Source organism: Pseudomonas syringae group sp. 243L2 (assembly GCF_032587875.1).
Classification (GTDB): domain Bacteria; phylum Pseudomonadota; class Gammaproteobacteria; order Pseudomonadales; family Pseudomonadaceae; genus Aquipseudomonas; species Aquipseudomonas amygdali.
The window spans coordinates 147,120-171,735 of sequence record NZ_JAWHPL010000003.1; the positions used below are offsets into that span (position 1 = coordinate 147,120).

At 58.5% G+C, this 24,616-nt stretch carries 28 protein-coding genes; 17 read left to right on the plus strand and 11 right to left on the minus strand.

Annotation, left to right across the window (positions count from 1 at the left end):
- The first annotated feature begins 7 nt into the window (after positions 1–7).
- The 4 genes from folE to RYB66_RS01810 are packed head-to-tail and all read left to right on the plus strand — an operon-like array spanning position 8 to position 1,616.
- The gene (folE, locus tag RYB66_RS01795; protein WP_004659974.1) at positions 8–571 is read left to right on the plus strand and encodes a GTP cyclohydrolase I FolE; all 564 of its coding nucleotides are present in this window, start codon (positions 8–10) and stop codon (positions 569–571) included.
- Positions 571–942, plus strand: a complete 372-nt coding sequence (gene folX, locus RYB66_RS01800; RefSeq protein WP_002552214.1) for a dihydroneopterin triphosphate 2'-epimerase — start codon at positions 571–573, stop codon at positions 940–942. Before folE ends, folX begins: the two co-directional genes overlap by 1 nt.
- Positions 943–985: 43 nt before the next feature.
- The gene (locus RYB66_RS01805) at positions 986–1,282 is read left to right on the plus strand and encodes a DUF1244 domain-containing protein (protein WP_002552213.1); all 297 of its coding nucleotides are present in this window, start codon (positions 986–988) and stop codon (positions 1,280–1,282) included.
- Positions 1,275–1,616, plus strand: coding sequence for a HopJ type III effector protein (locus RYB66_RS01810; protein WP_005746057.1), 342 nt, complete (start codon positions 1,275–1,277; stop codon positions 1,614–1,616). Before RYB66_RS01805 ends, RYB66_RS01810 begins: the two co-directional genes overlap by 8 nt.
- A gap of 67 nt (positions 1,617–1,683) precedes the next feature.
- On the opposite strand, the gene trxB is transcribed toward RYB66_RS01810, so the two are convergent.
- The gene (gene trxB / locus RYB66_RS01815; protein ID WP_004659967.1) at positions 1,684–2,646 is read right to left on the minus strand and encodes a thioredoxin-disulfide reductase; all 963 of its coding nucleotides are present in this window, start codon (positions 2,644–2,646) and stop codon (positions 1,684–1,686) included.
- 367 nt (positions 2,647–3,013) lie between these two features.
- Between trxB and cysZ the strand changes: the two genes are divergently transcribed.
- Entirely contained in the window at positions 3,014–3,775 is a 762-nt protein-coding gene (gene cysZ / locus RYB66_RS01820; protein WP_029240951.1) for a sulfate transporter CysZ, read from the plus strand.
- Positions 3,776–3,957: 182 nt separating this feature from the next.
- Positions 3,958–4,302 carry a hypothetical protein gene (locus RYB66_RS01825; RefSeq protein WP_004659963.1) on the plus strand — a complete coding sequence of 115 codons (345 nt, stop codon included), beginning with the start codon at positions 3,958–3,960 and terminating at the stop codon, positions 4,300–4,302.
- 97 nt (positions 4,303–4,399) lie between these two features.
- Here the strand turns inward: RYB66_RS01825 and RYB66_RS01830 are convergent, their stop codons facing one another.
- The gene (locus RYB66_RS01830; protein ID WP_057401707.1) at positions 4,400–4,996 is read right to left on the minus strand and encodes a hypothetical protein; all 597 of its coding nucleotides are present in this window, start codon (positions 4,994–4,996) and stop codon (positions 4,400–4,402) included.
- A 321-nt stretch (positions 4,997–5,317) separates the two neighbouring features.
- On the opposite strand from RYB66_RS01830, the gene RYB66_RS01835 reads away from it, so the two are divergent.
- Entirely contained in the window at positions 5,318–5,617 is a 300-nt protein-coding gene (locus RYB66_RS01835; RefSeq protein WP_117139494.1) for a hypothetical protein, read from the plus strand.
- 80 nt (positions 5,618–5,697) lie between these two features.
- The gene (locus RYB66_RS01840; RefSeq protein WP_316893605.1) at positions 5,698–6,918 is read left to right on the plus strand and encodes a glycosyltransferase family 1 protein; all 1,221 of its coding nucleotides are present in this window, start codon (positions 5,698–5,700) and stop codon (positions 6,916–6,918) included.
- Here RYB66_RS01840 and RYB66_RS01845 read toward each other — a convergent pair.
- The 3 genes from RYB66_RS01845 to RYB66_RS01855 form a co-directional block, all read right to left on the minus strand.
- Entirely contained in the window at positions 6,887–7,990 is a 1,104-nt protein-coding gene (locus tag RYB66_RS01845; protein ID WP_004659956.1) for an NADH:flavin oxidoreductase, read from the minus strand. The genes RYB66_RS01840 and RYB66_RS01845 overlap by 32 nt on opposite strands.
- A 184-nt stretch (positions 7,991–8,174) precedes the next feature.
- Positions 8,175–8,663: a glutathione peroxidase gene (locus RYB66_RS01850; RefSeq protein WP_002552206.1), complete on the minus strand. Its 489-nt coding sequence runs from the start codon at positions 8,661–8,663 to the stop codon at positions 8,175–8,177.
- A 132-nt stretch (positions 8,664–8,795) separates the two neighbouring features.
- Positions 8,796–9,281 carry a peptidylprolyl isomerase gene (locus RYB66_RS01855; RefSeq protein WP_002552205.1) on the minus strand — a complete coding sequence of 162 codons (486 nt, stop codon included), beginning with the start codon at positions 9,279–9,281 and terminating at the stop codon, positions 8,796–8,798.
- 14 nt (positions 9,282–9,295) lie between these two features.
- Between RYB66_RS01855 and RYB66_RS01860 the strand changes: the two genes are divergently transcribed.
- The 3 genes from RYB66_RS01860 (at position 9,296) to RYB66_RS01870 (ending at position 12,744) form a co-directional block, all read left to right on the plus strand.
- Positions 9,296–9,601 (plus strand): DUF3565 domain-containing protein, encoded by a 306-nt coding sequence (locus RYB66_RS01860; protein ID WP_005733216.1) that lies wholly within the window; start codon positions 9,296–9,298, stop codon positions 9,599–9,601.
- 77 nt (positions 9,602–9,678) lie between these two features.
- Positions 9,679–11,769 (plus strand): phosphate acetyltransferase, encoded by a 2,091-nt coding sequence (gene pta, locus RYB66_RS01865; protein WP_002552203.1) that lies wholly within the window; start codon positions 9,679–9,681, stop codon positions 11,767–11,769.
- 63 nt (positions 11,770–11,832) lie between these two features.
- Positions 11,833–12,744, plus strand: coding sequence for an acyltransferase (locus tag RYB66_RS01870; RefSeq protein ID WP_005778018.1), 912 nt, complete (start codon positions 11,833–11,835; stop codon positions 12,742–12,744).
- 150 nt (positions 12,745–12,894) lie between these two features.
- On the opposite strand, the gene RYB66_RS01875 is transcribed toward RYB66_RS01870, so the two are convergent.
- The 6 genes from RYB66_RS01875 to rutR all read right to left on the minus strand — a co-directional run bounded on the left by RYB66_RS01875 (position 12,895) and on the right by rutR (position 19,281).
- Positions 12,895–13,584, minus strand: coding sequence for an OmpA family protein (locus RYB66_RS01875; RefSeq protein ID WP_005733218.1), 690 nt, complete (start codon positions 13,582–13,584; stop codon positions 12,895–12,897).
- Between the two features lie 113 nt (positions 13,585–13,697).
- Positions 13,698–14,624 (minus strand): ABC transporter permease, encoded by a 927-nt coding sequence (locus RYB66_RS01880; RefSeq protein WP_316893608.1) that lies wholly within the window; start codon positions 14,622–14,624, stop codon positions 13,698–13,700.
- A complete protein-coding gene (locus RYB66_RS01885; protein ID WP_316893611.1) occupies positions 14,624–15,739 on the minus strand; it encodes an ABC transporter permease in 1,116 nt (371 codons plus the stop codon). The genes RYB66_RS01880 and RYB66_RS01885 overlap by 1 nt, the downstream gene beginning before the upstream one ends.
- Positions 15,732–17,243, minus strand: a complete 1,512-nt coding sequence (locus RYB66_RS01890; protein ID WP_005746192.1) for an ABC transporter ATP-binding protein — start codon at positions 17,241–17,243, stop codon at positions 15,732–15,734. Before RYB66_RS01890 ends, RYB66_RS01885 begins: the two co-directional genes overlap by 8 nt.
- A complete protein-coding gene (locus tag RYB66_RS01895) occupies positions 17,240–18,331 on the minus strand; it encodes a BMP family ABC transporter substrate-binding protein (RefSeq protein ID WP_004659938.1) in 1,092 nt (363 codons plus the stop codon). Before RYB66_RS01895 ends, RYB66_RS01890 begins: the two co-directional genes overlap by 4 nt.
- A 221-nt stretch (positions 18,332–18,552) precedes the next feature.
- The gene (gene rutR, locus RYB66_RS01900; protein WP_005752985.1) at positions 18,553–19,281 is read right to left on the minus strand and encodes a pyrimidine utilization regulatory protein R; all 729 of its coding nucleotides are present in this window, start codon (positions 19,279–19,281) and stop codon (positions 18,553–18,555) included.
- Between the two features lie 270 nt (positions 19,282–19,551).
- On the opposite strand from rutR, the gene rutA reads away from it, so the two are divergent.
- The 6 genes from rutA to RYB66_RS01930 all read left to right on the plus strand — a co-directional run bounded on the left by rutA (position 19,552) and on the right by RYB66_RS01930 (position 24,606).
- Entirely contained in the window at positions 19,552–20,634 is a 1,083-nt protein-coding gene (rutA, locus tag RYB66_RS01905; RefSeq protein ID WP_002552196.1) for a pyrimidine utilization protein A, read from the plus strand.
- The gene (rutB, locus tag RYB66_RS01910; protein WP_002552195.1) at positions 20,634–21,371 is read left to right on the plus strand and encodes a pyrimidine utilization protein B; all 738 of its coding nucleotides are present in this window, start codon (positions 20,634–20,636) and stop codon (positions 21,369–21,371) included. Before rutA ends, rutB begins: the two co-directional genes overlap by 1 nt.
- 10 nt (positions 21,372–21,381) lie before the next feature.
- On the plus strand, positions 21,382–21,765 hold the full coding sequence (gene rutC, locus RYB66_RS01915) for a pyrimidine utilization protein C (protein WP_002552194.1): 384 nt from the start codon (positions 21,382–21,384) through the stop codon (positions 21,763–21,765).
- Between the two features lie 44 nt (positions 21,766–21,809).
- Positions 21,810–22,589 carry a pyrimidine utilization protein D gene (gene rutD / locus RYB66_RS01920; RefSeq protein ID WP_005746195.1) on the plus strand — a complete coding sequence of 260 codons (780 nt, stop codon included), beginning with the start codon at positions 21,810–21,812 and terminating at the stop codon, positions 22,587–22,589.
- Between the two features lie 13 nt (positions 22,590–22,602).
- Positions 22,603–23,139, plus strand: a complete 537-nt coding sequence (rutF, locus tag RYB66_RS01925) for an NADH-dependent FMN reductase RutF (protein ID WP_005746196.1) — start codon at positions 22,603–22,605, stop codon at positions 23,137–23,139.
- Positions 23,140–23,424: 285 nt separating this feature from the next.
- Complete coding sequence (locus RYB66_RS01930) at positions 23,425–24,606, plus strand: HD-GYP domain-containing protein (protein ID WP_005746197.1); 1,182 nt, start codon at positions 23,425–23,427, stop codon at positions 24,604–24,606.
- The last annotated feature ends 10 nt before the right edge of the window (positions 24,607–24,616 follow it).

Here is a 24,616-nt window from a genome sequence, read left to right on the forward strand (position 1 = left end):
CATTCTGATGAGTTCGTCCCTGCCCCAGCACTATCGAGACATTCTGCTCGGCCTTGGTGAAGATCCAGACCGCGAAGGCCTTCTGGACACCCCGAAACGCGCTTCCAAAGCGATGCAGTATCTGTGTCACGGCTACACCCAGAGCGTCGACGAAATCGTCAATGGTGCCCTGTTCGCATCCGACAATGATGAGATGGTCATTGTCCAGAATATCGAGCTGTATTCACTCTGCGAGCACCACCTGTTGCCATTCATAGGCAAGGCGCATGTGGCTTATATCCCTACCGGCAAAGTGCTGGGCCTGTCGAAGATCGCGCGCATTGTGGACATGTTTGCCCGCCGCCTGCAGATTCAGGAAAATCTGACCAAGCAGATTGCCGATGCCATTCAGCAAGTCACGGGGGCGGCAGGTGTAGCCGTGGTCATCGAGGCAAAGCACATGTGCATGATGATGCGCGGTGTCGAAAAACAGAATTCGACCATGAACACTTCAGTGATGCTGGGGGCCTTCCGTGACTCGAGCACCACCCGCATGGAGTTTCTGCAATTGATCGGACGGAGCAGACAATAATGGCAAGACTCGAACCTGGCACCGCGCGCATCCGGGTCAAGGACCTGCGCCTGCGCACATATATCGGTATCAACGAAGACGAAATCGTCAACAAGCAGGATGTGCTGATCAATCTGACGATTCTCTACGCCGCACAGGAAGCCGTTCGCGACAACGACATCGAGCATGCTCTCAACTATCGCACCATCACCAAGGCCATCATTCAGCATGTCGAGGGCAACCGCTTCGCTCTGCTGGAAAGACTGACACAGGAAGTGCTGGACCTGGTGATGAGCCACAAGGCCGTGACCTACGCAGAAGTGGAAGTCGACAAGCCGCATGCGCTGCGCTTTGCCGAATCGGTATCGATCACGCTCGCCGGTCAACGCTGAAACTCTTATCATGACGCGAACCGTCTATTGAAAAGAGCCCGTCATGACCGAGCAAGAACGCCTCGAACTCGAAGCTGCAGCCTTCCGTCGCCTGGTCGCGCATCTGGACAGCCGCAAGGATGTCCAGAACATCGACCTGATGAACCTGTCCGGTTTCTGCCGTAACTGCCTGTCCAAGTGGTACAAGGCCGCCGCCGATGAAAAGCACATCGACATCAGCCTCGATGATGCTCGCGAGGTGGTTTACGGCATGCCGTACAGCGAGTGGAAAGCTCAATACCAGAAAGAAGCAAACGCCGAACAACAGGCGGCGTTCGCCAAGGAACCCAAACATGACTGATCTGAACTCCCTGCGCACCAGCCTGCGCAGCGGCGAGCATGTGTTCGCTGATACCCTGGCCTTTATCGCCGAAGGTTACGATTATCAGCCTCAGCCGTTCAGAAACGGCGCCGTCGACAATGCTGCCGGGCAAAACGAAGGGTCTTGCAAGACGCTAGGCCTGGCATTGCTGGAAGGTTTGAGCGATGAAGAGGCACTGTTGGCATTTGGCGAGCACTACCGCTCGGTGCAAGCCACACCTGAAGGCAGCGACCACGGCAATATTCGTGCGCTGATCGAGCATGGGCTGGCAGGTGTGAAATTCGAAGGCGAGCCGCTCAAGCGCAAGGCTTGAGCTGACAGGTTCTCGTGCCAACGCATTGGCACGAGAACCTGGTTGCAGAGGCCTGGAGGGACGCCAATCAGAACGTGGCGTTTGCCAGACCGTCCAGATAACGCTCGACGTCCAGTGCCGCCATGCAGCCTGCACCAGCCGAGGTGATGGCCTGACGGTATACGTGGTCAGCCACATCACCGGCCGCGAATACACCTTCAACGCTGGTAGCAGTCGCGTTGCCTTCACGGCCACCGTGCACAACCATGTAGCCATCTTTCAGAGCCAGTTGCCCTTCGAACAGCGAGGTGTTCGGCGTGTGGCCGATGGCGATGAATACGCCGTCGACTTTCAGCTCGTCACTGGTCCCGTCATTGTTCTTCAGACGCGCACCGGTCACGCCCATGTTGTCACCCAATACCTCGTCCAGCGTGGCATTGAGCTTGAGCTCAATCTTGCCTTCGGCGACACGTGCGTGCAGCTTGTCGATCAGGATCTTCTCGGCGCGAAAGGTTTCGCGACGGTGAACCAGAGTCACCTTGCTGGCGATGTTGGCCAGATACAGCGCTTCTTCCACCGCCGTGTTACCGCCACCGACTACCGCGACTTCACGGTTGCGGTAAAAGAAGCCATCGCATGTGGCGCAGGCAGAAACCCCCTTGCCCATGAACGCTTCTTCCGAAGGCAGGCCCAGGTAACGGGCGCTGGCACCGGTGGCGATGATCAGTGCATCGCAGGTGTAGGTTGCGCTATCGCCCTGAAGGCTGAACGGCTTGCCGGCCAGATCAACGGAGTTGATGTGGTCGAAGACGATTTCAGTCTCGAAACGCTCGGCATGCTCACGCATACGCTCCATCAGCGCCGGACCGGTCAGGCCATGGGGGTCGCCCGGCCAGTTGTCGACTTCAGTGGTGGTGGTCAACTGACCACCAGCCTGCATGCCGGTGATCAGCAGAGGCTTGAGGTTGGCGCGGGCGGCGTAAACCGCAGCGCTGTAACCGGCAGGGCCGGAACCGAGAATGATCACTCGGGAATGACGTACGTCTGACATGACACACTCCTGTCGACCGACTGTTCAAGCCGCAATCGAAACAGCTGGATAAAAAAGGACCGCCGAAACACTTGGGGAAGTGCCATTCACTCGGCGGATCCTGAAAGTTCTGACTCCTGAGACAGGTCCTGAAATTGGTGCCAAGCCTATCGGGGTAGCAAAGGTTAAGGAAATATCGTTTCACAATCCACCCCATAGGTCACTTCTATAGGGTGACTGACCGACAGCAGTGTACTCGCGCGAACATCCGGCCCCGGCAAGCGCGTTCAGGGCTTGAGGAATGGTGCTGAGCGCCGACAGCCATCAACTCTTTCATGGCTATCACAAAGCCGGTAAGGTCACGCCTTTCAAGCACCTGGAGACTGCCATGCCCGCGCCCGCCCTTACCGGCCCGCAATACCTCAGAGAAGGACTGAACCTGGTTCTCAGTCCTGGTTTGCGATTGTTCGTCCTGCTGCCCTTGAGCATCAATGTGGTGTTGTTCTGCGGCCTGATCTATCTGGCGGTGCACCAGTTCGAGCTGTGGGTCGACACCTTCATGCCTACGCTCCCTCACTGGCTGAGCTTTCTCAGCTATATCCTCTGGCCGCTGTTCGTGGTGCTGGTCCTGCTGATGGTGTTTTTCACCTTCACCGTGGTCGCCAACATCATCGCCGCGCCGTTTAACGGGTTTCTCTCCGAAAAAGTCGAAGCCGTGGTTCGTGGCGTGGACGATTCACCGGATTTCAGCTGGGCCGAACTGGTGGCTATGGTGCCACGTACCCTGGCCCGCGAAGCCCGCAAGCTTGGCTATATGCTGCCGCGCATGCTCGGGCTGTTCATTCTGTCGTTCATCCCTGTGGCCAACATCATCGCCGCTCCGCTGTGGCTGTTGTTCGGCGTCTGGATGATGGCGATCCAGTACATTGACTACCCCGCCGACAACCACAAACTAGGCTGGAACGAAATGCTCGGCTGGCTGAAAAGCAAGCGCTGGCAAAGCCTGAGCTTCGGCGGCATTGTCTACGTCGCCTTGCTGATACCAGTGGTCAACCTGCTGATGATGCCCGCCGCAGTGGCCGGAGCAACGCTGTTCTGGGTGCGCGAGCGCGGGGCGGATGCGTTGCCGGTGACGCAGGCACGGGGCTGAACCCCGAAACATTGCCGGGCCGCGCAACACGGCCCGGACTATCTGAAAAAAATCACTCGCTATATATATTTACCGCACAAGGCTCTTTCGACTGAGGCTCAATAGAGCCTCAACCAACCCGTTCATGTGAAGTCTGCTTCCATCGAACATGCGACACATGAACTTAACAAGGAAGTTAAATCATGAATACTCCAGTAAACCCTGCAGCATTTGCCGCTGAAAACGCCACAGTCGAAGAAAAGATTCGGGCGTTTCTGGTCAGTGAACTGGCCGAATGGTCGATCAATCCGGACAACGTTTACATCAACGGCGTAAACAACCCGGAAGAACGTTTGGTCATCAGTTCCAGCTCCCTGACTGCCGAGGCAGCCAACCGTGTTTTCGAGAAAGACGCTCCGTCTTACTCTACTCGCACCGCAGGCTTGTTCACCGTGGCGTATTCGTATGCCGATGAACATCGCCTGGCTGCGCCGGACCTGGCCAAGGTAGGTGAAGTGATCGGCCAACTGGTCAATGACCTGGGCTGATTACTCTGATTGACTGGCTGAGTGACGACAAAGCCTGAAAGAGTGCCGAATAGATAATGGATGATCTGTTCGGCACTTCAATTGGCGTCAGTAGTATCTACGCTGCAGCAGACGCAGAGAGGTAGGTCGGTATACTCATCAACCAGATAGCACACCCGGCAAGAATCCATAGGCCATTGGCCCATGTCAATCTTGAGTTGGTACTTCCGTCTGGATCAAGCGCCGCGGCATTCATCTTCGACTGCACCAGCATTAAATTAAATGTTTGCGCAGTGGCCAGCAGAACCGCCCATACCAGCCAGCCGCCGACCGGTTTGAATTGCACATGCCCGGAAACACCTTGCGAAAGCACCATCCCCGCAATAGTCAACGCCAGCAACACCAGGCCGCTAATCGCCCAGTACGCCATGTGACCACGCCCCTGTCGCCGCAGACTTTTGTCCACAGTGCGAAATAGTGGAAAGGCGTAAATAACGGCGAAGATCACACGCGCAGCGGGCCACACCTTACTGCCTGAAAATTTCTTATTCAGCGACCAGTTTCGATAAAACCAGTGAATCGCGAAAAAGCCCGATGTCAAAAGATACAGAATGAAGAATTTCTTTAGAGACACGACATAAAATTCCGGACCTCTACTGTCCGTTTCATCTTTTTCCAGACTGGCTTTCGGTGGCGCATACATTAAATCTGACATTTCATATCCCTTTAAAAAGAAAGCGGATGCTATCAGACGAATCAAAACCCTGCAAAAAATATAGCTATAAAGAAGCTTCCTACAAACAAAAACCTCAAGCCTTACAACCATGAGCAAACTCGTCTACCTGACAGTCGGCAAGCGGTTGCCGCTAAAGAACAAACGTTGCCAGCGTTTCAAAAAATTTCATGTAGGCCGTCTCTGTAGGCCAAAAAAATTAACACCCTGCCCACTCGGCTCAAGCGTGTAGGACCAAACTAATATATCAATATTGGCATTGCGCTTGCTCTGTTGCGTCTAGACAACAGGAGCCATAGAGCAATGGAAAACATCGTAAACACCGCAACAGTCAAACCCATTAACACCAACCGGCCTGCCGGTCTCGAAACACTCCCGCAATCGCGATCAGGCAGGTTTGCTCAGATATTGAGCCAGAGGGTCGAAGACCTTACAGCGGACGAACCTGCCACTCTAGGCAAACATATCCAGCCCCGCTCGAACTTTTTTTTGGACAACATGAGCCTTGAGCAGCGCAGATCTGTGGTCGACGAAAAGGGATTTCTGCCGAGACCTGCGGCCATGGAGCGAATAGCAGACCCTCAGAATCACCTATTGAGATGAATCGAGGCGGTTGATGTGAAGCCACTTGAAGTTCACACAACCGCCACATAACCGAAATGTAACCAGCCGAAACTGCTCCCATGAGCAAAATTCTTAACGTCACCCTGATTACTGAAACCTTCATTCCCGAGATCAACGGCGTTGCCAATACCCTGGGGCGTCTTTGTGAAGGGTTGCGGTTGCGCGGGCACCGGGTCGAGCTGGTTCGGCCGCGCCAGAATGACGAGACCCATGCAGGTGCCGCAGAAGACCTGTTGCTGTGCCGGGGCTGGCCGATACCGGGCTATCCAGGGTTGCAATGGGGCCAGTCTTCGATGCACAAACTGCTGCGCCGCTGGCAGCGGCGTCGACCGGATGTGTTGTACATCGCCACTGAAGGTCCGCTGGGGCTGTCGGCGCTACGGGCAGCACGGCGTCTGGGTATAGCGGTGATCAGCGGCTTTCACACCAACTTTCCACAGTACACGCAGCAATACGGCATGGGTTTTATCACCCGGCTGCTGACACACTACCTGCGCTGGTTCCACAATCGCTCGCGCATGACGCTGGTGCCGAGCATCAGCCAGAAGATGGAACTGGAGCGGCGCGGCTTTGAAAGAATCGAGTTGTTGTCTCGCGGCGTGGACAGCCAGATGTTCAACCCGTCCAGGCGTTCGCAGGCTCTGCGCGAAAGCTGGGGCCTGCAAGCGGGTGATATCGGCGTCATACACGTCGGCCGCCTGGCACCCGAGAAAAACCTGGGCCTGCTCAAAGCCAGCTTCGAAACGCTCAAGGACAGTTACCCGCAACGTAATATCAAACTGATTGTTGTCGGCGATGGGCCTCAGCGCCAGCAGCTTGAGCAGCAGATTCCGGATGCGATCTTCTGCGGCACTCAACGCGGTGAAGTGCTGGCCATGCACTATGCCTCGGCAGATATGTTTCTGTTCCCCAGCCTGACCGAAACGTTCGGCAACGTGGTCCTTGAAGCGCTGGCCTCAGGGCTGGGTGTGGTTGCTTACGACGAAGCCGCTGCCGGGCAGCATATTCGTCATGGCCACAATGGGGCCTTGGCCATGCCGGGTGACGAGGCGGCGTTCATCGACGCAGCACGCTGGTTGCTGGAAGACAGCGAAACGTTGCGCCGGGTGCGCCTCAATGCCCGTCAACACGCCAGTCGCCAGGGCTGGACGACGATCATCGATCAGTTCGAACGACAATTGCGTGAGGCCTGCCCGGGCGAAAAACCTGTAAATACCAAAGAGACCAGGCAGGTGGCTACCAAGAAGATCAGACCAGTGTCGTCAGTGCCTCTCGACTGAATGGCAGGATGTCATGCTCGCGTCCCTCACGCACTTTCAATGCCCAGTCCGGGTCGACCAGCAAGGCACGTCCCACCGCAACCAGATCAAACTCGTCGTTGCCCAGCCGCTTCAGCAGATTTTCCAGGCTGGCCGGCTGTGCGACCTTATCGGTGTTGACCATGAACTGCAGAAACTCACCGTCCAGCCCGACACTGCCGACGGTAATGGTCGGTTTGCCGGTCAGTTTGCGCGTCCAGCCTGCGAGGTTCAGGTCAGAGCCTTCAAACTCGGGTTCCCAGAAACGACGCGTAGAGCAATGGAAGATATCCACTCCGGCGTCAGCCAACGGTTGCAGGAATTCGCCCAGCGCCTCGGGCGTCTGCACCAGACGTGCGGTGTAATCCTGCTGTTTCCATTGTGAGAAACGGAAGATGATCGGATAGTCCGCCCCTACCGCGACGCGCACTGCCTTGATCAGCTCGATGGCAAACCGCGAACGGTTGGCCAGGCTGCCACCGTACTCGTCACTGCGCTGATTGCTGCCCTCCCAGAAGAACTGATCAATCAGATAACCGTGGGCCCCATGAATTTCGACACCGTCCATGCCAATCGCCTTGGCATCGACAGCAGCCTGAGCAAAAGCGGCCACAACATCATCAATGTCCTGTTTGCTCATGCCATGCACCAGCACTTGACCGTCCTTGACCTTCTCCATCGGCCCATAGGCAGGCACGCTACCGTCCGGCTCGGTACCGGGACGACGAACCGCACCTACGTGCCAGAGTTGCGGGACGATCTTGCCACCCTCTGCGTGCACCGCCTCAACAACCTTGCGCCAGCCCGCCAGTGGCGCATCACCAAAAAACTGCGGAACGTTCGGGTAGCCGTTGGAAGCCTTGTGGTTGACCGTCGTTCCTTCGGTGATAATCAGCCCGACACCTGCCGCCGCCCGACGCCGGTAGTACTCGATCACCTTTGAGTTGGGGACATGTCCCGGCGAGAACGAACGGGTCATGGGTGCCATCACCACCCGCGACGACAATTCCAGGCTGCCCAGACGGAAAGGCGTAAACAAGGCTTCTACCGACATGCGAAACTCCGGAAAAATGGTCGATTGCACTACGGCGACAAGCGCCGGATCAGGCGCGCAGAATATCGCTGGGCATCAGCGCTGGCCCAGTACTATTGATTTGGCTGATTTGAGTGCAAAAGCCGCCAAGGCGCAAGACAGCCGGGCAAGCACACGCTAACCCGGTGCTACCTCGACGAGGTGATCAGCTTTGTGCCAAGGCCTTTTCAATGGCCTGAATCACTGCGGGATCATCCGGTGCAGTACGCGGAGAGAAACGCGCGCTCACGCCACCGTTCTTGCCGACCAGAAACTTTTCGAAATTCCAGGTGATATCCCCGGGAAACTCGGCGCCTTCGCCAGCCAGCAGGCGATAAAGCGAATGCCGGTCAGGGCCATTGACGTCGAGTTTTTCACCCAGCGTAAAGGTCACGCCGTAATTGAGTTCGCAAAATTCGGCGATCTCTTTTTCGCTACCCGGTTCCTGCCCGGCAAACTGGTTGCACGGCAGCCCGAGAATCTCCAGGCCCTTGTCCTTGTATTGCTGATAGAGGTTTTCAAGTGCTGCGTATTGCGGTGTCAGCCCGCATTTGGACGCGACGTTGACCACCAGAACCACTTTGTTCTTGAAACCCGCCATCGGCAGTTCCTGACCACCCAGCGCTTTCAATTTGATGTCGTGAAAAGCACTCATGAGAACCCCTTTTGAAACAAGTAACCCAAAGCCACAACCTGAAAAAAGGCACCGTGACCGCACGCGTAACGAAAGTCGTCATCGCAGAACAGCCAGGGCGCCTTTTCAGTGACCTGAGCTTAGCAGCACAAATCAGTGTTGATGACCGCCTTCACCGTGAACATGGCCGTGAGCCATTTCTTCTTCACTGGCGTCGCGGATAGCCACAACCTTTACGTCGAAGTTCAGGCGCTGGCCCGCGAGCGGGTGGTTGCCGTCAACAGTGACGTCATCGCCGTCCAGATCGCGGATGGTCACGATCTGCATGCCGCCGTCCGGACCGGATGCGTGGAACTGCATGCCGACTTCGAGTTTGTCGACACCTTCGAACATGCTGGCGCTCAGGGTGCTGACCAGTTCGGCGGAGTATTCACCATAGGCATCTTCCGGCTCGACGGCTACCTTCAGCTCGTCACCGACGTCCTTGCCTTCCAGCGCCTTTTCCAGGCCCGGGATGATGTTGCCTGCACCTTGCAGGTAAACCAGCGGCGCACCACCGGCAGAGCTGTCGATGACCTCACCAGCGTCGTTGGTCAGGGTATAGTCAATGGAGACAGCCTTATTGGCGGCGATCGGCATGGGGACAAGACCTTTTGCTTAAGATTGAAGAACGAGCAAGTTTAACCAAGCAATCGCCCGAAAGCGAACGCAACTCTGACAAACGGCCCAGAATGGAAGGTTCAACTGTTATCAACTTGCAACAGGATCAAGAAGGGCACTGGATTGCCGTGCTGTCCTGCGGCCACACTCAGCACCTGCGCCATCAGCCGCCATGGCAGTCGCGAGCCTGGGTTCTTGACCCGATAAAACGCCAACAGATGACAGGTCAGGCCTTTCGCTGCGGCTGGTGTGCTAACGCCGCAGATAACGATAGTCTTGCCGCAGAGAAATCGCGTTAGACGATTTCCGGACTTTTTTGGTCAGCAGCTGTTCCCTATGTGCTGCGACCCTTGCACTGCTCAATCGAGAAGCCAGTATGCAGACTTTTTTTATCGCCCCCACTGACTTCGGCGTGGGGTTGACCTCTATCAGCCTGGGCCTGGTGCGCACACTGGAGCGCGCAGGCTTGAAAGTAGGTTTTTTCAAACCGATTGCCCAGCCGCACCCCGGCGATCTGGGCCCCGAGCGCTCGACTGAACTGATGGCCCGCACCCACGGCCTGAAGCCGCCCAAGCCTCTGGGGCTGGCGCATGTCGAGCGCATGCTCGGCGATGGTCAACTGGATGAACTGCTCGAAGAGATCATCAATCTTTATCAACAGGCAGCTGTCGGCAAGGACGTGCTGGTGGTCGAAGGCATGGTCCCGACCCGCAGCGCGAGCTATGCCGCGCGGGTCAATCTGCACCTGGCCAAGAGCCTGGATGCTGACGTCATTCTGGTCTCTGCCCCGGAAAACGAAGTGCTTGCCGAGCTGTCGGGCAGGGTCGAATTGCAGGCCCAGCTGTTTGGTGGCCCCAAGGACCCGAAGGTGCTGGGCGTGATACTCAACAAGGTGCGCACCGAAGAGAGCATGGAAGTCTTCTCCTCTCGCCTGAAAGAGCACTCTCCACTGCTGCGCAGTGGCGATTTCCGACTGCTGGGCTGCATTCCCTATCGTGCTGAACTCAATGCCCCGCGCACTCGTGATGTGGCCGAATTGCTAGGCGCGCAGGTACTCAACGCAGGCGATTACGATCAGCGGCGCATGTCCAGAATCATTATCTGTGCCCGAACGGTGCTCAATACCGTTCCACTGCTCAAGCCGGGCGTGCTGGTCGTGACGCCGGGCGACCGTGACGACATCATTCTGGCAGTGAGCCTGGCGGCAATAAATGGCGTACCGCTGGCGGGCCTGTTGCTGACCAGCGATACCGTGCCCGACCCTCGCATCATGGAACTGTGCCGAGGTGCATTCCAGGCCGGTCTGCCTGTGCTGTCGGTCAGCAGCGGTTCCTATGACACGGCAAACCGGCTCAATCAGTTAAACAAGGAAATACCCATCGATGACCGCGAGCGCGCGGAAAACATCACCGATTTCGTGGCCGGCCATCTGGACGCCGGCTGGCTGCACCAGCGCTGCGGAACACCCCGCGAGCTGCGCCTGTCGCCTGCCGTGTTTCGCTATCAACTGATCCAGCGAGCGCAGGCAGCCAACAAGCGTATTGTCCTGCCCGAAGGCAACGAACCGCTGACCATTCAGGCGGCGGCCATCTGCCAGGCGCGCGGTATCGCCCGCTGTGTGTTACTGGCCAGGCCCGAGGAAGTGCAGGCCGTGGCTCAGGCACACGGTATCGAGCTGCCACCGGGGCTGGAGATTCTTGACCCGGAGCTGATTCGCGAGCGCTACGTTGCGCCGATGGTGGAACTGCGCAAAAACAAAAGCCTGAACGCGCCCATGGCCGAGCAACAGCTCGAAGACCCGGTGGTCATCGGCACCGTAATGCTGGCGCTGGACGAAGTCGACGGGCTGGTATCAGGCGTCATTCACTCCACCGCCAACACCATCCGGCCGGCCCTGCAACTGATCAAGACCGCGCCGGGCTGCACGCTGGTGTCTTCGGTATTTTTCATGCTGTTCCCCGAGCAGGTGCTGATGTACGGCGACTGCATCATGAACCCGCATCCGAGTGCCAGCGAGCTGTCCGAGATCGCCTTGCAAAGCGCCGACTCAGCCACTGCGTTCGGCATTTCGCCACGGGTAGCGATGATCAGCTATTCCAGCGGCAACTCGGCCAGCGGCGAAGAAGTGGAGAAGGTCCGCGAAGCAACGCAACTGGCACGAGAAACCCGGCGCGATCTATTGATCGACGGGCCGCTGCAGTATGATGCGGCCGCCAACGAACATGTCGCCCGACAGCTGGCTCCGGACAGCCCGGTGGCAGGACGTGCCAACGTGTTCGTGTTCCCGGACCTCAATACTGGCAATACCACCTACAAGGCGGTGCAACGCAGTGCCGACTGTGTAAGCCTTGGCCCGATGCTGCAAGGCCTGCGCAAGCCGGTGAACGACCTGCCACGTGGCGCACAGGTGGATGACATCGTCTATACCATCGCACTGACGGCGATACAGGCCGACACGCTGTCCTGATACCTACTCATGATGCCGCAGCCCCATCTGCGGCTTCCGACAACTTCCGGAGCCATCTCCTTCATGGATTTCCTGCCTGCCCCGTTGCGCGGCGTCATCGCATCGCTGTTATTGGCGCTGAACACCATCGTCTGTTGCACGGTGCTGTTCGCGGTCACGATCCTCAAGATCTGCCTGCCTTTCTCTGCGGCACAGCGCTTTACCGACTGGCTGATGAGCCACATCCATGAAACCTGGATCGGCAACAACAATGCCTGGATCAAGCTGCTCTGCCACACCCGCTGGCACCTGAGCGGGCTGGAAGGGCTCGATTACAAACACTCGTATCTGGTCACCAGCAATCACCAGAGCTGGGTCGACATCATGGTCTTGCAATACGTGCTCAACCGGCGCATTCGTCCGTTGAAATTCTTCCTCAAGCAGGAGTTGATCTGGGTCCCGATCATCGGTCTGGCGTGGTGGGCGTTGGGTTTTCCGTTCATGAAGCGTTACTCCAAGGCGTACCTTGCGAAACACCCGGAAAAGAAAGGCAAGGACCTGGAAACCACCCGCCGCACCTGCGCGAAGTTTCGTCACAACCCGGTGGGCATCTTCAACTTCGCAGAAGGCACGCGCTTCACCGCCGGTAAGCACGCGCAGCAGAACTCGCCCTTCCGCCACTTGCTCAAACCCAAGGCTGGCGGCATTGCCTTCGTGCTCGATGCGATGGGCGAACAGCTGGAGTCGATCATCAACGTGACCATCCACTACCCGGGCGGGCAACCCGGCTACTGGGACCTGTTGTGCGGCAATGTGAGGGAAGTGGTTGCCCACTTCGAAGAGATCAAAATCCCGCAGCAGTTTCTCGGCAGGAACTACGACCAGGACGGCGAGTACCGCCTGGAATTCCAGCAGTGGATCAATGCGCTATGGGAACAGAAAGACCGGCTGCTGGACAGCTTGCATGAGCAGTATCCAGCACAGCCGCGAGCGTGAGGCACGATAATATCCCTATCGTGCGACGCTCCGCGTCGGCATGCCTTTCAGGACGCTCTGCGTCCTCTTGCGACGCAGAGCATTGCGAACTGCAGTTCACTGGAGCGTAAGGAACGAGAAACCAATATCGTGCCAACGCAACGTTGTTGATCAGTACTGCTGACCCGGAATCGGCTTGAGGTTTACCTCGACACGGCGGTTCTGGGCGCGGCCATTGACATCGGCGTTGCTGGCAATCGGTTGGTCGGGGCCCGCGCCGCGCACTGACAGGTGCGATTGATCAACGCCCTGCGAAGTCAGGTACGTCGCAACGCTTTGTGCGCGCTGCTGCGACAGGTCCATGTTGTGCTGGCGGCTGCCGGTGCTGTCGGTGTAACCGACGATTTCAATGTTGTTCTGGTTGAACTGCTTGAGTGAATTCGCCAGGTTGTTGAGCGGCGAATAGAAGCTGCTGGCGATTGCCGAAGAGTCCGTTGCGAACGTTATGTTACCCGGCATGATCAGTTTGATCTGGTCACCCTGACGCTGCACCTCGACGCCAGTATTGGCCATGCTCGCGCGCAATGCTGCTTCCTGCTTGTCTGCGTAATAGCCATACCCCGCCGATGCAGCGCCCGCAACGGCAGCACCAATCAATGCGCCCTTGCCACGATGATTGTGGTCGATGGCGGCACCTGCTACTGCACCGGCCAATGCGCCGAGTCCGCCGTACTTGGCTGTTTTGCTCATGCCACCGGAGCTTTGCGCCTGGCCTTGATTGTCATAGGGATTGGATGTTGCACAGCCCGACAGCATGGCTACGGCGGTGGCAACAATGATCAAACGACGCGAGGTAAACATTCAGGAGCTCCTGGTTTTGACGAACGCTGGTAACCGGATTAGAGCATGCCAGCTGTCAAAAATTCCTTAACCCCTGCTGAACCGCCCGTATTACGGCGCTTGACGTGTTTTGCTCAGCGTCGTTCCTCACGAATATAAGGCTCGCCCAACGCACCCGGCTGACTGCTGGATTGACGCTTGCCGCTTGCCACCCAGACCATCACCAACAACGTGACCGCGTAGGGCGTCATCAAGACGAAATACTGAGGCAGGCGCACCCCCGTGGCCGCCAATTGCGGAATCAGCGCCTCGATGCCACCGAACAGCAAAGCACCGGCCAACGCACGCCAGGGCGACCAGCGCGCGAAGATCACCAGCGAAACCGCAATCCAGCCGCGTCCGCCTGTCATGTCCGCGATCCACATCTTGGTACTGAGTACGGCAATGAAGCCGCCCGCCAGCCCCATCAATGCAGAACCGGCGACAATTGCCGCCAGGCGGTAACCCAATACAGAAATGCCTGCGGCATCGGCGGCCTGCGGGTTCTCGCCAACCGCCCGCAAACGCAGCCCGGTTCGGGAGCGGTCAAGCAGCCAGACCACCGCAATGAAAATCACCACGGTCAAATACACCAGTGGGTTCTGAACAAACACCCTGCCTACCACCGGCAGCTCGGACAAAGGCCATAGTTCCAACGCCTGCAAGCCGCAGACTGGCCGGTTGGTCCAGCCAAGCAGCGTACCCAGCAGACCGGTCAAACCCTGACAGAAGAACACCAGCGCCAGGCCGGCAATCACCTGATTGATCCGCAGCACCAACACCATCAGCGCAAACAGCAACGAAACCAGGCCTGCCGCCACCATCGACGCCAGCAGCGAAAGACCAGGCGAGCCCAGGCTCAACTGCATACCGATGCCCGCCAACGCGCCGACCAGCATCAGCCCCTCGACGCCCAGCGCCAGTACACCGCTGCGCTCGATGAGAATCAGGCCCAGTGCGGCCAGCGCAAACGGCACGGCGAAATCCGGTGCGCTGCCCAACCAGTGGGAAATAAGCTCCATCAACATTCTCCTGCCTGAATGCGCCGCAGGCGATGGCGGATGAAAAAGTCCGACGACGCGACGCAGATCACCAGGATTGCCTGGATCAGTTGCACCATCGAAAACGGAATCTGATAGAACACCTGCAGGTTGCGCCCGGCCACGAACAGCATGGCGATCAGCAGCGCGACCACGGTAGCGGCCACTGGGTTATTGCGGGCCAGAAAGGCGATGAGAATCCCGGAAAAACCGTAGCCCTGATAGAACGACTGGGTAAGGCGCCCTTCCTGCCCGGACGTCACAACGAAACCTGCGAGCCCTGCCAGTGCACCTGAAAGCAGCACAGTGCCGATAATCATCTTGCGCACCGGCACACCCACAGCCCCGGCGACCTTCGGGTTGGCATCGACGAAGCGCAGGTACAGCCCGGCCCGCGAGACGCCGACAAACCACAGAGTCAGGCCGGTGACCAACAGCGCCAGGGGGATCGCTGCGTTATACCCCGCAAACAGATCAGGCAAACGCTCAAAGCTTTGAAACGCAGGCGAGTAGGGAAAGTTGTCTCGCGGGTCCTTCCAACTGCCATAAACCAGATGCAGAAGGAAGTTGGCGGCGATGTAATTGAGCATCAGGGTCGAGATGATCTCGTTGACCTGCCACTTTAGCTTCAACAGTACCGGCCCCAGGCTCCACAGCAACCCGCAGATCACAGCCGCCGCCATCATTAGCGGCAGGCGCAGAACTTCCGGCCCCACCTGGAACAGCGAAATCGCCGTGGCACCAATCGCTCCCCAGATCATCTGGCCCTCCAGCCCCAGGTTCCAGAAGCGCGCACGAAACGCCATGCACCCGGCCAGGCCGACCATAATCATCGGCGACGCCTGAAACAGCACAGCCTTGAAGTTTTGGGCATCGAACACCGTTTGAACGACGAATTCGTTGAGCAACTCGTCAGCAGGCACCCCGGCAAGAATCAGGATAGTAGTACAGATCGCCAGGCCGACCAGCAACGCCAGGGCTATGATCAGCGCCTGCAAGGGCCAGCCAGTCTGCTGACGAAGTTCCAGCGTGTAGCGGCGCGAAAGCAACGGTTGGCGTGCCGGAGCAGTCTGTTGCAATGCAGTTGTGTCACTCATGGCTCACCATCGCTTTGCCGATAGCCTGACGGTCAGCGGGGTAATCGAACTCGGCGACGACACGCCCGCCGTTCATTACGCCGATACGGTCAGCCAGGCTCAATACTTCGTCCAGGTCTTCGCTGATCACCAGCACCGCAGCGCCTGCATCGCGTGCCGCGCGCAGGCGGGCATGCACCGCCTGTGTGGCACGCACGTCCAGGCCACGGCTCGGGCTATGCACCAGCACCAATTGCGGGTCGCGGCTGAATTCACGGGCGATCACCAGTTTCTGTGCGTTGCCGCCCGACAGCAGTGCAGCTTTCTGGTCGAGAGAGCGCACGCCCTGCACATCGAAGTCCGCCACCGCGCGTTGCGCGTCCTGCTTCAGGCGCTTGTAACCCAGACGCCAGAAAGAACCGTATTGCCCGCTATGGATGTTGCCGATGCCGAAGTTCTCGGCCACCGACAGCGACCCGGCCAGCGCCGCGCCGTAGCGGTCCGCCGGGATGGAAGCGATGCGCAGTTGCCGACGCTGATCAGCTGACGCACTGCGCAGGTCGCCAAAAGAGGCCATGTGGATTTCGCCCTCGGTGGCCTGCGGCAGCCCCATCAATGCGTTGGCCAGTTCGGCCTGACCATTGCCGCCAACGCCCGCAATACCGTAGATCTGCCCGGCGTGCAGGGTCATGTTCACGCCGTTGAGTGCGCCGCTGCCGACGCTGCGCAAATCGCGTACCTGTAAACGCACCTCACCAGGCGTTGCGCAATGATGTTCTGCGACCGGCACCGACTCGCCCACGGTCAGTTGCACCAGTTGCTCGACACTCACCTTCTGCGGGTCAACAGTCTGCACGGTGCGCCCGCCGCGCATCACGGTCACGCGGTCGGCATAGCGTTTGACGTCGGCCATCTTGTGCGTCACCAGAATCACCGCAGCGCCCTGCCGCGCAAAGGCCTGAACGGTCAGCAGCAAACGTTCGGCCTCCTGATCGGTCAGGACTGCGGTCGGCTCATCAAGGATCAGAATGCGCGCACCGGCCAGCAGCACCTTGAGGATCTCGACGCGCTGCTGCTCGGCGACCGACAGGCTGTCGACGGTCCGGGCCGGGTCAATCGCAAACCCCAGTTCGTCCGCCTTGCTGACAATCTCTTGCTCCAGCGCACGCAGACGCTTTCGATAGCTGCCTTCGCCCGGTTGCTCGGGCAGTGCCAACAGAATGTTCTGCGCCACTGTAAAGGGCTTCACCAGCTTGAAGTGCTGGTGAACCATGCCAATCCGGTAACGGCTGGCGTCCCTGGGCCCCTGAAGCCGAACCGGGTTGTCGTCCAGCAGCAGCGTGCCGGTTTCCGGTGCGTACAGCCCGGCTGCAATGTTCATCAGCGATGACTTGCCTGCACCGTTCTCGCCCAGCAACGCATGCACTTCGCCCCAACAGGCGGTGAAATCGGCATCGATCAGCGCCTTGAAGCCATCGAACGATTTACTGATGCCGGTGAGTTGCAGCGCGTTGACCTGACTCATTGCTGAGTCTTCACGCCTTCGACAAACCAGTCCATCTTCCACAGATCCGGGTCAGACAATTGCTGACCGGCCGCAACCCGCTCCTTGCCGTCACGGTCCGCCAGCGGTCCGCTGTAGATGATTTTCCTGCCTGCCAGCAGTTCGTCACGCTCGGCCATGATCTTCTTGCGATTGTCTTCCGAAATGATCGGGTCTTTGCTCAGCGTGATATCGGTGCCGCCCTGCTGCATCGACAGCAGTGCACCGTTGGCGGGCGGGGTCCAGTTGCCCGCGATGACCTTTTTGAGCTCTGGCCCCAGGAAGCGGTCCCAGACCCACAACGAGGAACAGACGGTTGCCTTGGGGGCAAACTCGCTCAGATCCCGATGGTGGCCGGTGCCATGAATGCCGCGCTCCTGAGCGACGATCTGCGGTGTCGGGCTGTCGACGTGCTGGCCGACCACATCGACGCCGTTGTCGATCAATGCCATGGTTGCCGCGCGCTCCTTGACCGGGTCATTCCAGGCGCCGGTATAAACCACAGTGACGGTGGCTTTCGGATTGATCTGCCGGGCACCCAGTTCGTAGGCGTTGATGGTCCAGTTGACCTGGCCGAACGGGTTGGCGGCGACGAAGCCCAGCTTGCCGGTTTTCGACGCAGCACCAGCGGCCATGCCGCACAGGTACTGGCTCTCGTAGGTACGGCCATAAAACGATTCGAGGTTGGCCGCGTTGGTGGTGCCCGAGCCGTTCAGGAACGCGACATCAGGGTATTTTTTGGCCAGCGCAAGGAAGGTGTCTGAGTAACCGAATGCAGTGCCGACGATGATGTTGGCACCGCGTGCGATGAGTCGGTCGACCACGGGGGTAATGGCAGCGGCGTTCTCGGGCACGCTTTCCACGAACTGGATTTTTGTGTCCAGATCCTTCTCAAGCTTCACGCGCGCCTCATCGAATGCCTGAGTCCAGCCGCCATCATTGCGCGGGCTGATGTAGACCATGGCGATTTTCGCAGGTCCCTTCAGGGTCAAGCCCTCGGCCTGAGCGAAGCCAGCGGCCCCGAACGCTACAGCCGCACACAATGTCCCGGGCAACAGTTTCTTGTACATAGACGTTTTCCTGAGGGTAATGGCCGATGAGGGCAGCACGTGGCCGACTCTCAGGCCGTAGCAGCATCCATGCCACTACCGGGAAAACGCTATGGAACAACGGCCTGACTCGATTTCACCGCGCAGAACAGATCAAATGGTCTGAATCAGAGCACTTGGTTTGTGCATGACCTGCATTCACTGCGCGTCCAGGGTGCGCGTGTCGGGGCCCGCGCAATTTTTCAGGCAGTACGCGGCAGGATGCCGTCCAGGATCATGCTGCGCAGGCTCGCCAGCACTTCTTCGAAAAACACCGGGTCGTCCAGCGTCTTGCCGGTCACGGCCTCGACCTGAGTGCGGAAATCGGCGTAATGCTGAGTGGTCGCCCACAGGGTAAAAATCAGATGGTGCGGGTTGATCGGGGCCAACTGGCCGCTGTCGATCCAGTGCTGAATGACTGCCACCTTGGCCTGCACCGTGTCGCGCAACGGGTGCTGCAACTCGCCCTGAATCAGTGGCGCGCCCTGCATCACTTCCATACAGAACAGCCGTGATTCGGCCGGGTGATCACGGGACATTTCCAGTTTGGCCTTGATGTAGGCGCCGATAGCCTGCACCGGCTCCTTGTCGGCAGTGAAATGCACCAGCGGGCTTAGCCAGACTTCAAGCAACTGACGCAGTACGTTGAGGTACAGATCATCCTTGCTGCTGAAGTAATACAGCAGGTTGGTCTTGGAAACATCCGCCAGGCTCGCGACCTGATCCAGGCTGCTGCCGTGCACGCCATAGCGGGAAAATATCTCCAGCGCCGCATCGAGAATCAGCGTGCGCTTGCCTTCCATCAGGCGCATGCGCCGCTTCAGGGAAGTAGCGCTGGGCTCGCGAGTGGTCTTGACCACGGTTTCGGGCTTGACCTTGCGTCCGCGCTTGCTCGCGGGCTCCGTCACAGGAGGTTTCTTGTTCACGCACATCCATCCAGTGATGCCGAAATGAGCGGGCATCTTAACGGGCGCAGCTGTTTTGTCGATATGGGTTACCCAGCCGGTCGACTCTGCCCCATCTGCGTGCGCCCTGCACAAACCAAGTGCTCTGATTCAGACCAAATGGTCTGCAAAAAATGAGTTTTATTTGTAAGCAATTGAATAAAAACAATAAAAATTTATGGCCCGCTTAATGCAATGGCGAATTAAGAGATGAATCAAGTGCTCTGGCACGCATCGACCAACGCAGAGAGGCCTTATATGGACATCGGTATCTTCATCCCCATCGGCAACAACGGCTGGCTGATTTCCAGCAACGCACCGCAGTACATGCCGACTTTCGAGCTGAACAAACAGATCGTGCAGACGGCCGAGGGCTACGGTTTCGACTTTGCGTTATCGATGATCAAACTGCGCGGCTTCGGCGGCAAGACAGAGTTCTGGGAGCACAACCTGGAGTCCTTCACGCTGATGGCGGGTCTGGCGGCAGTGACCAGCAAGATCCAGCTGTTCGCCACCGTGGCCACGCTGACCATTCCACCTGCCATTGCTGCACGCATGGCCTCGACCATCGATTCGATCTCCAACGGCCGCTTCGGGATCAACCTGGTCACCGGCTGGCAGAAACCCGAATACGAGCAGATGGGCCTGTGGCCCGGCGATGAGTTCTTCCACACCCGCTATGAATACCTGGCTGAATACGCCCAGGTTCTGCGCGACCTGTGGGCCACCGGCAGCAGTGATTTCAAGGGCGAGCATTTCAGCATGCAGGACTGCCGCGTCAGCCCTCGTCCAAAGGCTGACATGAAGCTGATCTGCGCCGGTCAAAGCGAAGCAGGCATGGCTTTCTCAGCACAGTACGCCGATTACAACTTCTGCTTCGGCAAGGGCGTGAACACCCCTACTGCGTTTGCGCCCACCGCACAGAAACTGATCGAAGCCAACGAAAAGACCGGCCGCAACGTTACCTCCTGCGTGCTGTTCATGATCATCGCCGACGATACTGATGAAGCGGCAAGGGCTCGCTGGGAGCACATCAAGGACGGTGCCGACGAAGAGGCCATCGCCTGGTTGAGCGAGAAGGGCTCGGCGGATAAGAGCGCCGGTTCGAACCTGCGGCAGATGGCCGACCCGACCTCGGCGGTCAACATCAACATGGGCACGCTGGTCGGCTCTTGGGCCACCGTGGCGCGAATGCTCGATGAAGTCGCCAGTGTGCCGGGGACTCAGGGCGTGATGCTGACCTTCGATGACTTCGTGAAAGGCGTCGAGGATTTCGGCGAGAAAATCCAGCCGCTGATGACCAGTCGCAAGCACATCGCGCAGCTCAAGGAGGTGGTCTGATGAATGCTTCGGCAACTGTCGCAGGCGTCGACCTGCCGGACGGGCAACCCGCCCGTGTGCTGCCCGCCCGTCCCGAGCCGCTGCGCATGAAACCCGGCGAAACAGCGCTGGTGGTCGTCGACATGCAGAACGCCTACGCATCGCTGGGGGGTTATCTGGACCTTGCCGGGTTCGATGTCAGCAGCACCGGGCCGGTTATCGCCAATATCAACAAGGCCTGTGCCGCAGCGCGTGCAGCAGGCATCCCGGTGATCTTTTTCCAGAATGGCTGGGACCCGGCCTATGTCGAGGCGGGAGGGCCCGGCTCGCCGAACTGGCATAAGTCCAATGCACTGAAAACCATGCGCAAGCGCCCGGAGCTCGAAGGGCAACTGCTGGCCAAAGGCGGATGGGACTATCAACTGGTCGATGAACTAAAGCCACAGCCTGGCGACATTGTGGTGCCGAAAATCCGTTACAGCGGCTTCTTCAATTCCAGCTTCGACAGCGTGTTGCGCAGCCGCGGCATTCGTAACCTGGTGTTCACCGGCATCGCCACCAATGTGTGCGTTGAATCCACCCTGCGTGACGGTTTCCACCTGGAGTACTTCGGCGTGGTGCTGGCCGATGCAACCCATCAGGCAGGCCCCGAATTCGCTCAGCAAGCTGCGCTATTCAACATCGAAACCTTCTTCGGCTGGGTTTCCAGCGTCGATGACTTCTGCACCACCTTCAGCCCTGTCGGGCAACCCTCGTGAGGACATACGCATGACCAAGAAAGCGATTATTCCTGCTGGCACCACCAAGCCCATTGCTCCGTTTGTGCCGGGCTCCATGGCCGATGGCGTGCTCTACGTTTCGGGCACGTTACCGTTCGACAAGGACAACAACGTGGTGCACGTCGGCGATGCGACCGCCCAGACCCGTCATGTGCTGGAAACCATCAAAAGCGTGGTCGAAACCGCTGGCGGGACAATGGACGATGTCACCTTCAACATGATCATGATTCGCGACTGGGCCGATTACGCCAAGGTCAACGAGGTGTACGCCGAATACTTCGCGGGCGAGAAACCGGCCCGTTACTGCATCCAGTGCGGCCTGGTGAAACCCGAGGCCCTGATCGAGATCGCCAGCATCGCCCACATCGGCTGAGCACTGACTTAAAAACCGACCTGAAGCCCACCCGGAGAACGTGCATGTTTCATGAAATTCATCGATGTCAGCATGCCGATGCGCCCCTGTTGGTGCTCAGTTCCGGGTTGGGCGGATCCAGCCGTTACTGGGCAGATGACCTGGCTGCGCTGACCCGCGACCATGACGTACTGGTCTACGATCATGCAGGGACTGGACGCAGCCCTGCGGATTTGCCGGCAGACTATTCGATCCGCCATATGGCCATGGAATTGCTGACCCTGCTCGACTCGCTCGATATCCAGCGTTGCCATTTCATGGGCCATGCGCTGGGCGGGCTGGTGGGCCTGGAGATTGCGCTGTTGCGCCCCGAATTGTTGCAAAGTCAGGTGCTGATCAATGCGTGGAGCAGCCCCAACCCACACAGCGCGCGCTGCTTTTCAGTGCGCAAAAAACTGTTGTTGAACAGCGGGCCGGACGCCTACGTGCAAGCGCAGGCACTGTTTCTGTACCCGGCAGACTGGATCGCCGCCAACGGTGCCCGGCTGGCTGATGACGAGGCCCATGCGCTGGCGCATTTTCCCGACACCGACAACCTGCTGCGACGTATTCATGCACTGCAAACCTTCGACGTGGAGGCCAGTCTGGCTCGTATCCAGACGCCGACCCTGCTGATTGCCAACCGCGACGACATGCTGGTGCCCTGGCAACAATCGCAACATCTGGCCGAGACACTGCCCAACGCCAGGCTGGTGCTGCTGGAATATGGCGGCCACGCCTCGAACATCACCGACCCATTGCCCTTCCAACGCACCCTGCTCGACTTTCTCAACGCACAGACCTGAAAGGACTCATCCCATGCATGCCGACTCTGAAGCCCTTGCCACCCTCCCCGCTGACCCGGTCAGCCAGCTGGCGTTTCGCGATGCAATGTCCAGCCTCGCCGCAGCCGTCAACGTCATCACCACCGATGGCCCCGGCGGCCGCGCCGGTTTTACTGCGACAGCGGTCTGCAGCGTGACCGATCAGCCTCCCACGCTACTGGTTTGTATCAATCGCAGCGCCTCGGTGTATGAAACCTTCATCGAGAACGGCCTGTTATGCGTCAACACACTGGGCAACGGTCAGCAGGACTTGTCCAACCTGTTCGGTGGCAAGCGCTCACAGCAGGAGCGTTTTGACGGTGGCCAGTGGGAAAGCGGGGTGACGGGTGCGCCGATACTGAACGGCGCCAAACTGGCCCTCGACTGCAAGGTGACCCAATCCGTCAGCGTCGGCACACATGACATTCTCTTTTGCCAAGTGCTGGATATAAGGGATCAGGGTGAGTCAGACGCCTTGGTGTACTTTGCCCGTCAGTATCATCACTTGCCAGGTGCGGCACCGGCTGCCTGAAAATACTTTTCAGCACTTGAACGCGTCAGGAAATCTACACTGCGCCTGTTTTGCACAGGGCACTGCGGGCTGCCTGACGGGTTGCTGACACAACAAATAGACAAGATTTTTTCGCAGGCAGCGCCCTATACTGGCACCTTGAGATCAGGATGATCCTTGCAGTCAACGAGGTGAAATCATGTCGATCGGTAGCTCTTGCACTCTGCTGGCCTCATCTGGCAGTTGGCCGTCTGCTTTCTTCGCTTGCCCGTTGCCTGCCGTGCCAACACACCCGGGTGACTGAGCATGCTGAAAAAAATCCCTGTCGCTGAGCTTGCCCTTGGCATGCACATCCATAAAATCTGTCGCCGCTGGACCAACGATCCATTCTGGATAGGCTTGGTCGAAGTCATGCTTGCTGACGTCGAGGTGCTCAAGCGCATCCAGCAATCGGGCACCCGGGAAGTCTGGATCGAAACCGGCAAAAGCCGTGTACTGGCACCCCAAACAGCACCAGCACCCTCCATAAATGACACCGCACCAGCCAGTCTGGACAAGGAAGTCCTGCGCGCCCGGGCCATTTGCGGTAGAGCCAGAAACGCCGTCATGGCCATGTTTACCGAAGCCCGCATGGGCCAGGCGATGGATGTCGACAACGTGCAGTTGCTGGTGGAAGAAATCTCCAGTTCGATCCTGCGCCACCCGCATGCGCTGATCAGCCTGTCACGCTTGAAAACGTCCGACGAGTACACCTACATGCATTCGGTGGCGGTCTGCGCGCTGATGGTTGCGCTCGCCAGACGCATGGGCCTGCCTGATGATCAGGTGCGCGAAGCGGGTGTGGCCGGGCTGATGCACGATGTCGGCAAAATGATGATTGCTCCGCAAGTGCTCAATAAACCGGGCCGCCTCACCCATGACGAATTCGAGATCATGAAGGCTCACCCCGAACTGGGTCTGAAGATACTCAAGGAAAATCAGCCCGTTGCGGCGACGGTAATGGATGTGTGCTTGCACCACCATGAGAAGGTCGACGGCTCGGGCTATCCCCACGGCCTGAAAGGCGACCAGATCAGCATATTTGCGCGCATGGGCGCAGTCTGCGATGTGTATGACGCCATTACCTCCGACCGCCCCTACAAAAAGGGCTGGGGCGTTGCCCATTCGATTCGCGAGATGGCTTCATGGAAAGGCCATTTTGATGATGTGGTGTTTCAAAGCTTCGTCAAGACCGTGGGCATATACCCGACCGGTACGCTGGTGCGCCTGGAAAGCGGGCGTCTCGGCGTTGTGGTCGAGCAAAGTGATGCGTCGCTGTTGAAACCGAGGGTGAAGGTCTTCATGTCGGCACGGACCGGCAAGACGTTCGCCGCGCAGATCATCGATCTGGGCAGTTTTGCCGACCCGGACGTGATCGTCAAAATCGAAACGCCGACCGACTGGGGGCTGGAAGAGGTTGATACGCTGTGGGCGGGCAGCCCGGCCTGATCAGTTGATG

Excerpts from the sequence above, each read along its gene's own strand:
- folE (WP_004659974.1), top strand. The coding sequence starts at position 8 with ATGAGTTCGTCCCTGCCCCAGCACTATCGAGACATTCTGCTCGGCCTT.
- folX (WP_002552214.1), top strand. The coding sequence starts at position 571 with ATGGCAAGACTCGAACCTGGCACCGCGCGCATCCGGGTCAAGGACCTG.
- RYB66_RS01805 (WP_002552213.1), top strand. The coding sequence starts at position 986 with ATGACCGAGCAAGAACGCCTCGAACTCGAAGCTGCAGCCTTCCGTCGC.
- RYB66_RS01810 (WP_005746057.1), top strand. The coding sequence starts at position 1,275 with ATGACTGATCTGAACTCCCTGCGCACCAGCCTGCGCAGCGGCGAGCAT.
- trxB (WP_004659967.1), bottom strand. The coding sequence starts at position 2,646 with ATGTCAGACGTACGTCATTCCCGAGTGATCATTCTCGGTTCCGGCCCT.
- cysZ (WP_029240951.1), top strand. The coding sequence starts at position 3,014 with ATGCCCGCGCCCGCCCTTACCGGCCCGCAATACCTCAGAGAAGGACTG.
- RYB66_RS01825 (WP_004659963.1), top strand. The coding sequence starts at position 3,958 with ATGAATACTCCAGTAAACCCTGCAGCATTTGCCGCTGAAAACGCCACA.
- RYB66_RS01830 (WP_057401707.1), bottom strand. The coding sequence starts at position 4,996 with ATGTCAGATTTAATGTATGCGCCACCGAAAGCCAGTCTGGAAAAAGAT.
- RYB66_RS01835 (WP_117139494.1), top strand. The coding sequence starts at position 5,318 with ATGGAAAACATCGTAAACACCGCAACAGTCAAACCCATTAACACCAAC.
- RYB66_RS01840 (WP_316893605.1), top strand. The coding sequence starts at position 5,698 with ATGAGCAAAATTCTTAACGTCACCCTGATTACTGAAACCTTCATTCCC.
- RYB66_RS01845 (WP_004659956.1), bottom strand. The coding sequence starts at position 7,990 with ATGTCGGTAGAAGCCTTGTTTACGCCTTTCCGTCTGGGCAGCCTGGAA.
- RYB66_RS01850 (WP_002552206.1), bottom strand. The coding sequence starts at position 8,663 with ATGAGTGCTTTTCACGACATCAAATTGAAAGCGCTGGGTGGTCAGGAA.
- RYB66_RS01855 (WP_002552205.1), bottom strand. The coding sequence starts at position 9,281 with ATGCCGATCGCCGCCAATAAGGCTGTCTCCATTGACTATACCCTGACC.
- pta (WP_002552203.1), top strand. The coding sequence starts at position 9,679 with ATGCAGACTTTTTTTATCGCCCCCACTGACTTCGGCGTGGGGTTGACC.
- RYB66_RS01870 (WP_005778018.1), top strand. The coding sequence starts at position 11,833 with ATGGATTTCCTGCCTGCCCCGTTGCGCGGCGTCATCGCATCGCTGTTA.
- RYB66_RS01875 (WP_005733218.1), bottom strand. The coding sequence starts at position 13,584 with ATGTTTACCTCGCGTCGTTTGATCATTGTTGCCACCGCCGTAGCCATG.
- RYB66_RS01880 (WP_316893608.1), bottom strand. The coding sequence starts at position 14,624 with ATGGAGCTTATTTCCCACTGGTTGGGCAGCGCACCGGATTTCGCCGTG.
- RYB66_RS01885 (WP_316893611.1), bottom strand. The coding sequence starts at position 15,739 with ATGAGTGACACAACTGCATTGCAACAGACTGCTCCGGCACGCCAACCG.
- RYB66_RS01890 (WP_005746192.1), bottom strand. The coding sequence starts at position 17,243 with ATGAGTCAGGTCAACGCGCTGCAACTCACCGGCATCAGTAAATCGTTC.
- RYB66_RS01895 (WP_004659938.1), bottom strand. The coding sequence starts at position 18,331 with ATGTACAAGAAACTGTTGCCCGGGACATTGTGTGCGGCTGTAGCGTTC.
- rutR (WP_005752985.1), bottom strand. The coding sequence starts at position 19,281 with ATGTGCGTGAACAAGAAACCTCCTGTGACGGAGCCCGCGAGCAAGCGC.
- rutA (WP_002552196.1), top strand. The coding sequence starts at position 19,552 with ATGGACATCGGTATCTTCATCCCCATCGGCAACAACGGCTGGCTGATT.
- rutB (WP_002552195.1), top strand. The coding sequence starts at position 20,634 with ATGAATGCTTCGGCAACTGTCGCAGGCGTCGACCTGCCGGACGGGCAA.
- rutC (WP_002552194.1), top strand. The coding sequence starts at position 21,382 with ATGACCAAGAAAGCGATTATTCCTGCTGGCACCACCAAGCCCATTGCT.
- rutD (WP_005746195.1), top strand. The coding sequence starts at position 21,810 with ATGTTTCATGAAATTCATCGATGTCAGCATGCCGATGCGCCCCTGTTG.
- rutF (WP_005746196.1), top strand. The coding sequence starts at position 22,603 with ATGCATGCCGACTCTGAAGCCCTTGCCACCCTCCCCGCTGACCCGGTC.
- RYB66_RS01930 (WP_005746197.1), top strand. The coding sequence starts at position 23,425 with ATGCTGAAAAAAATCCCTGTCGCTGAGCTTGCCCTTGGCATGCACATC.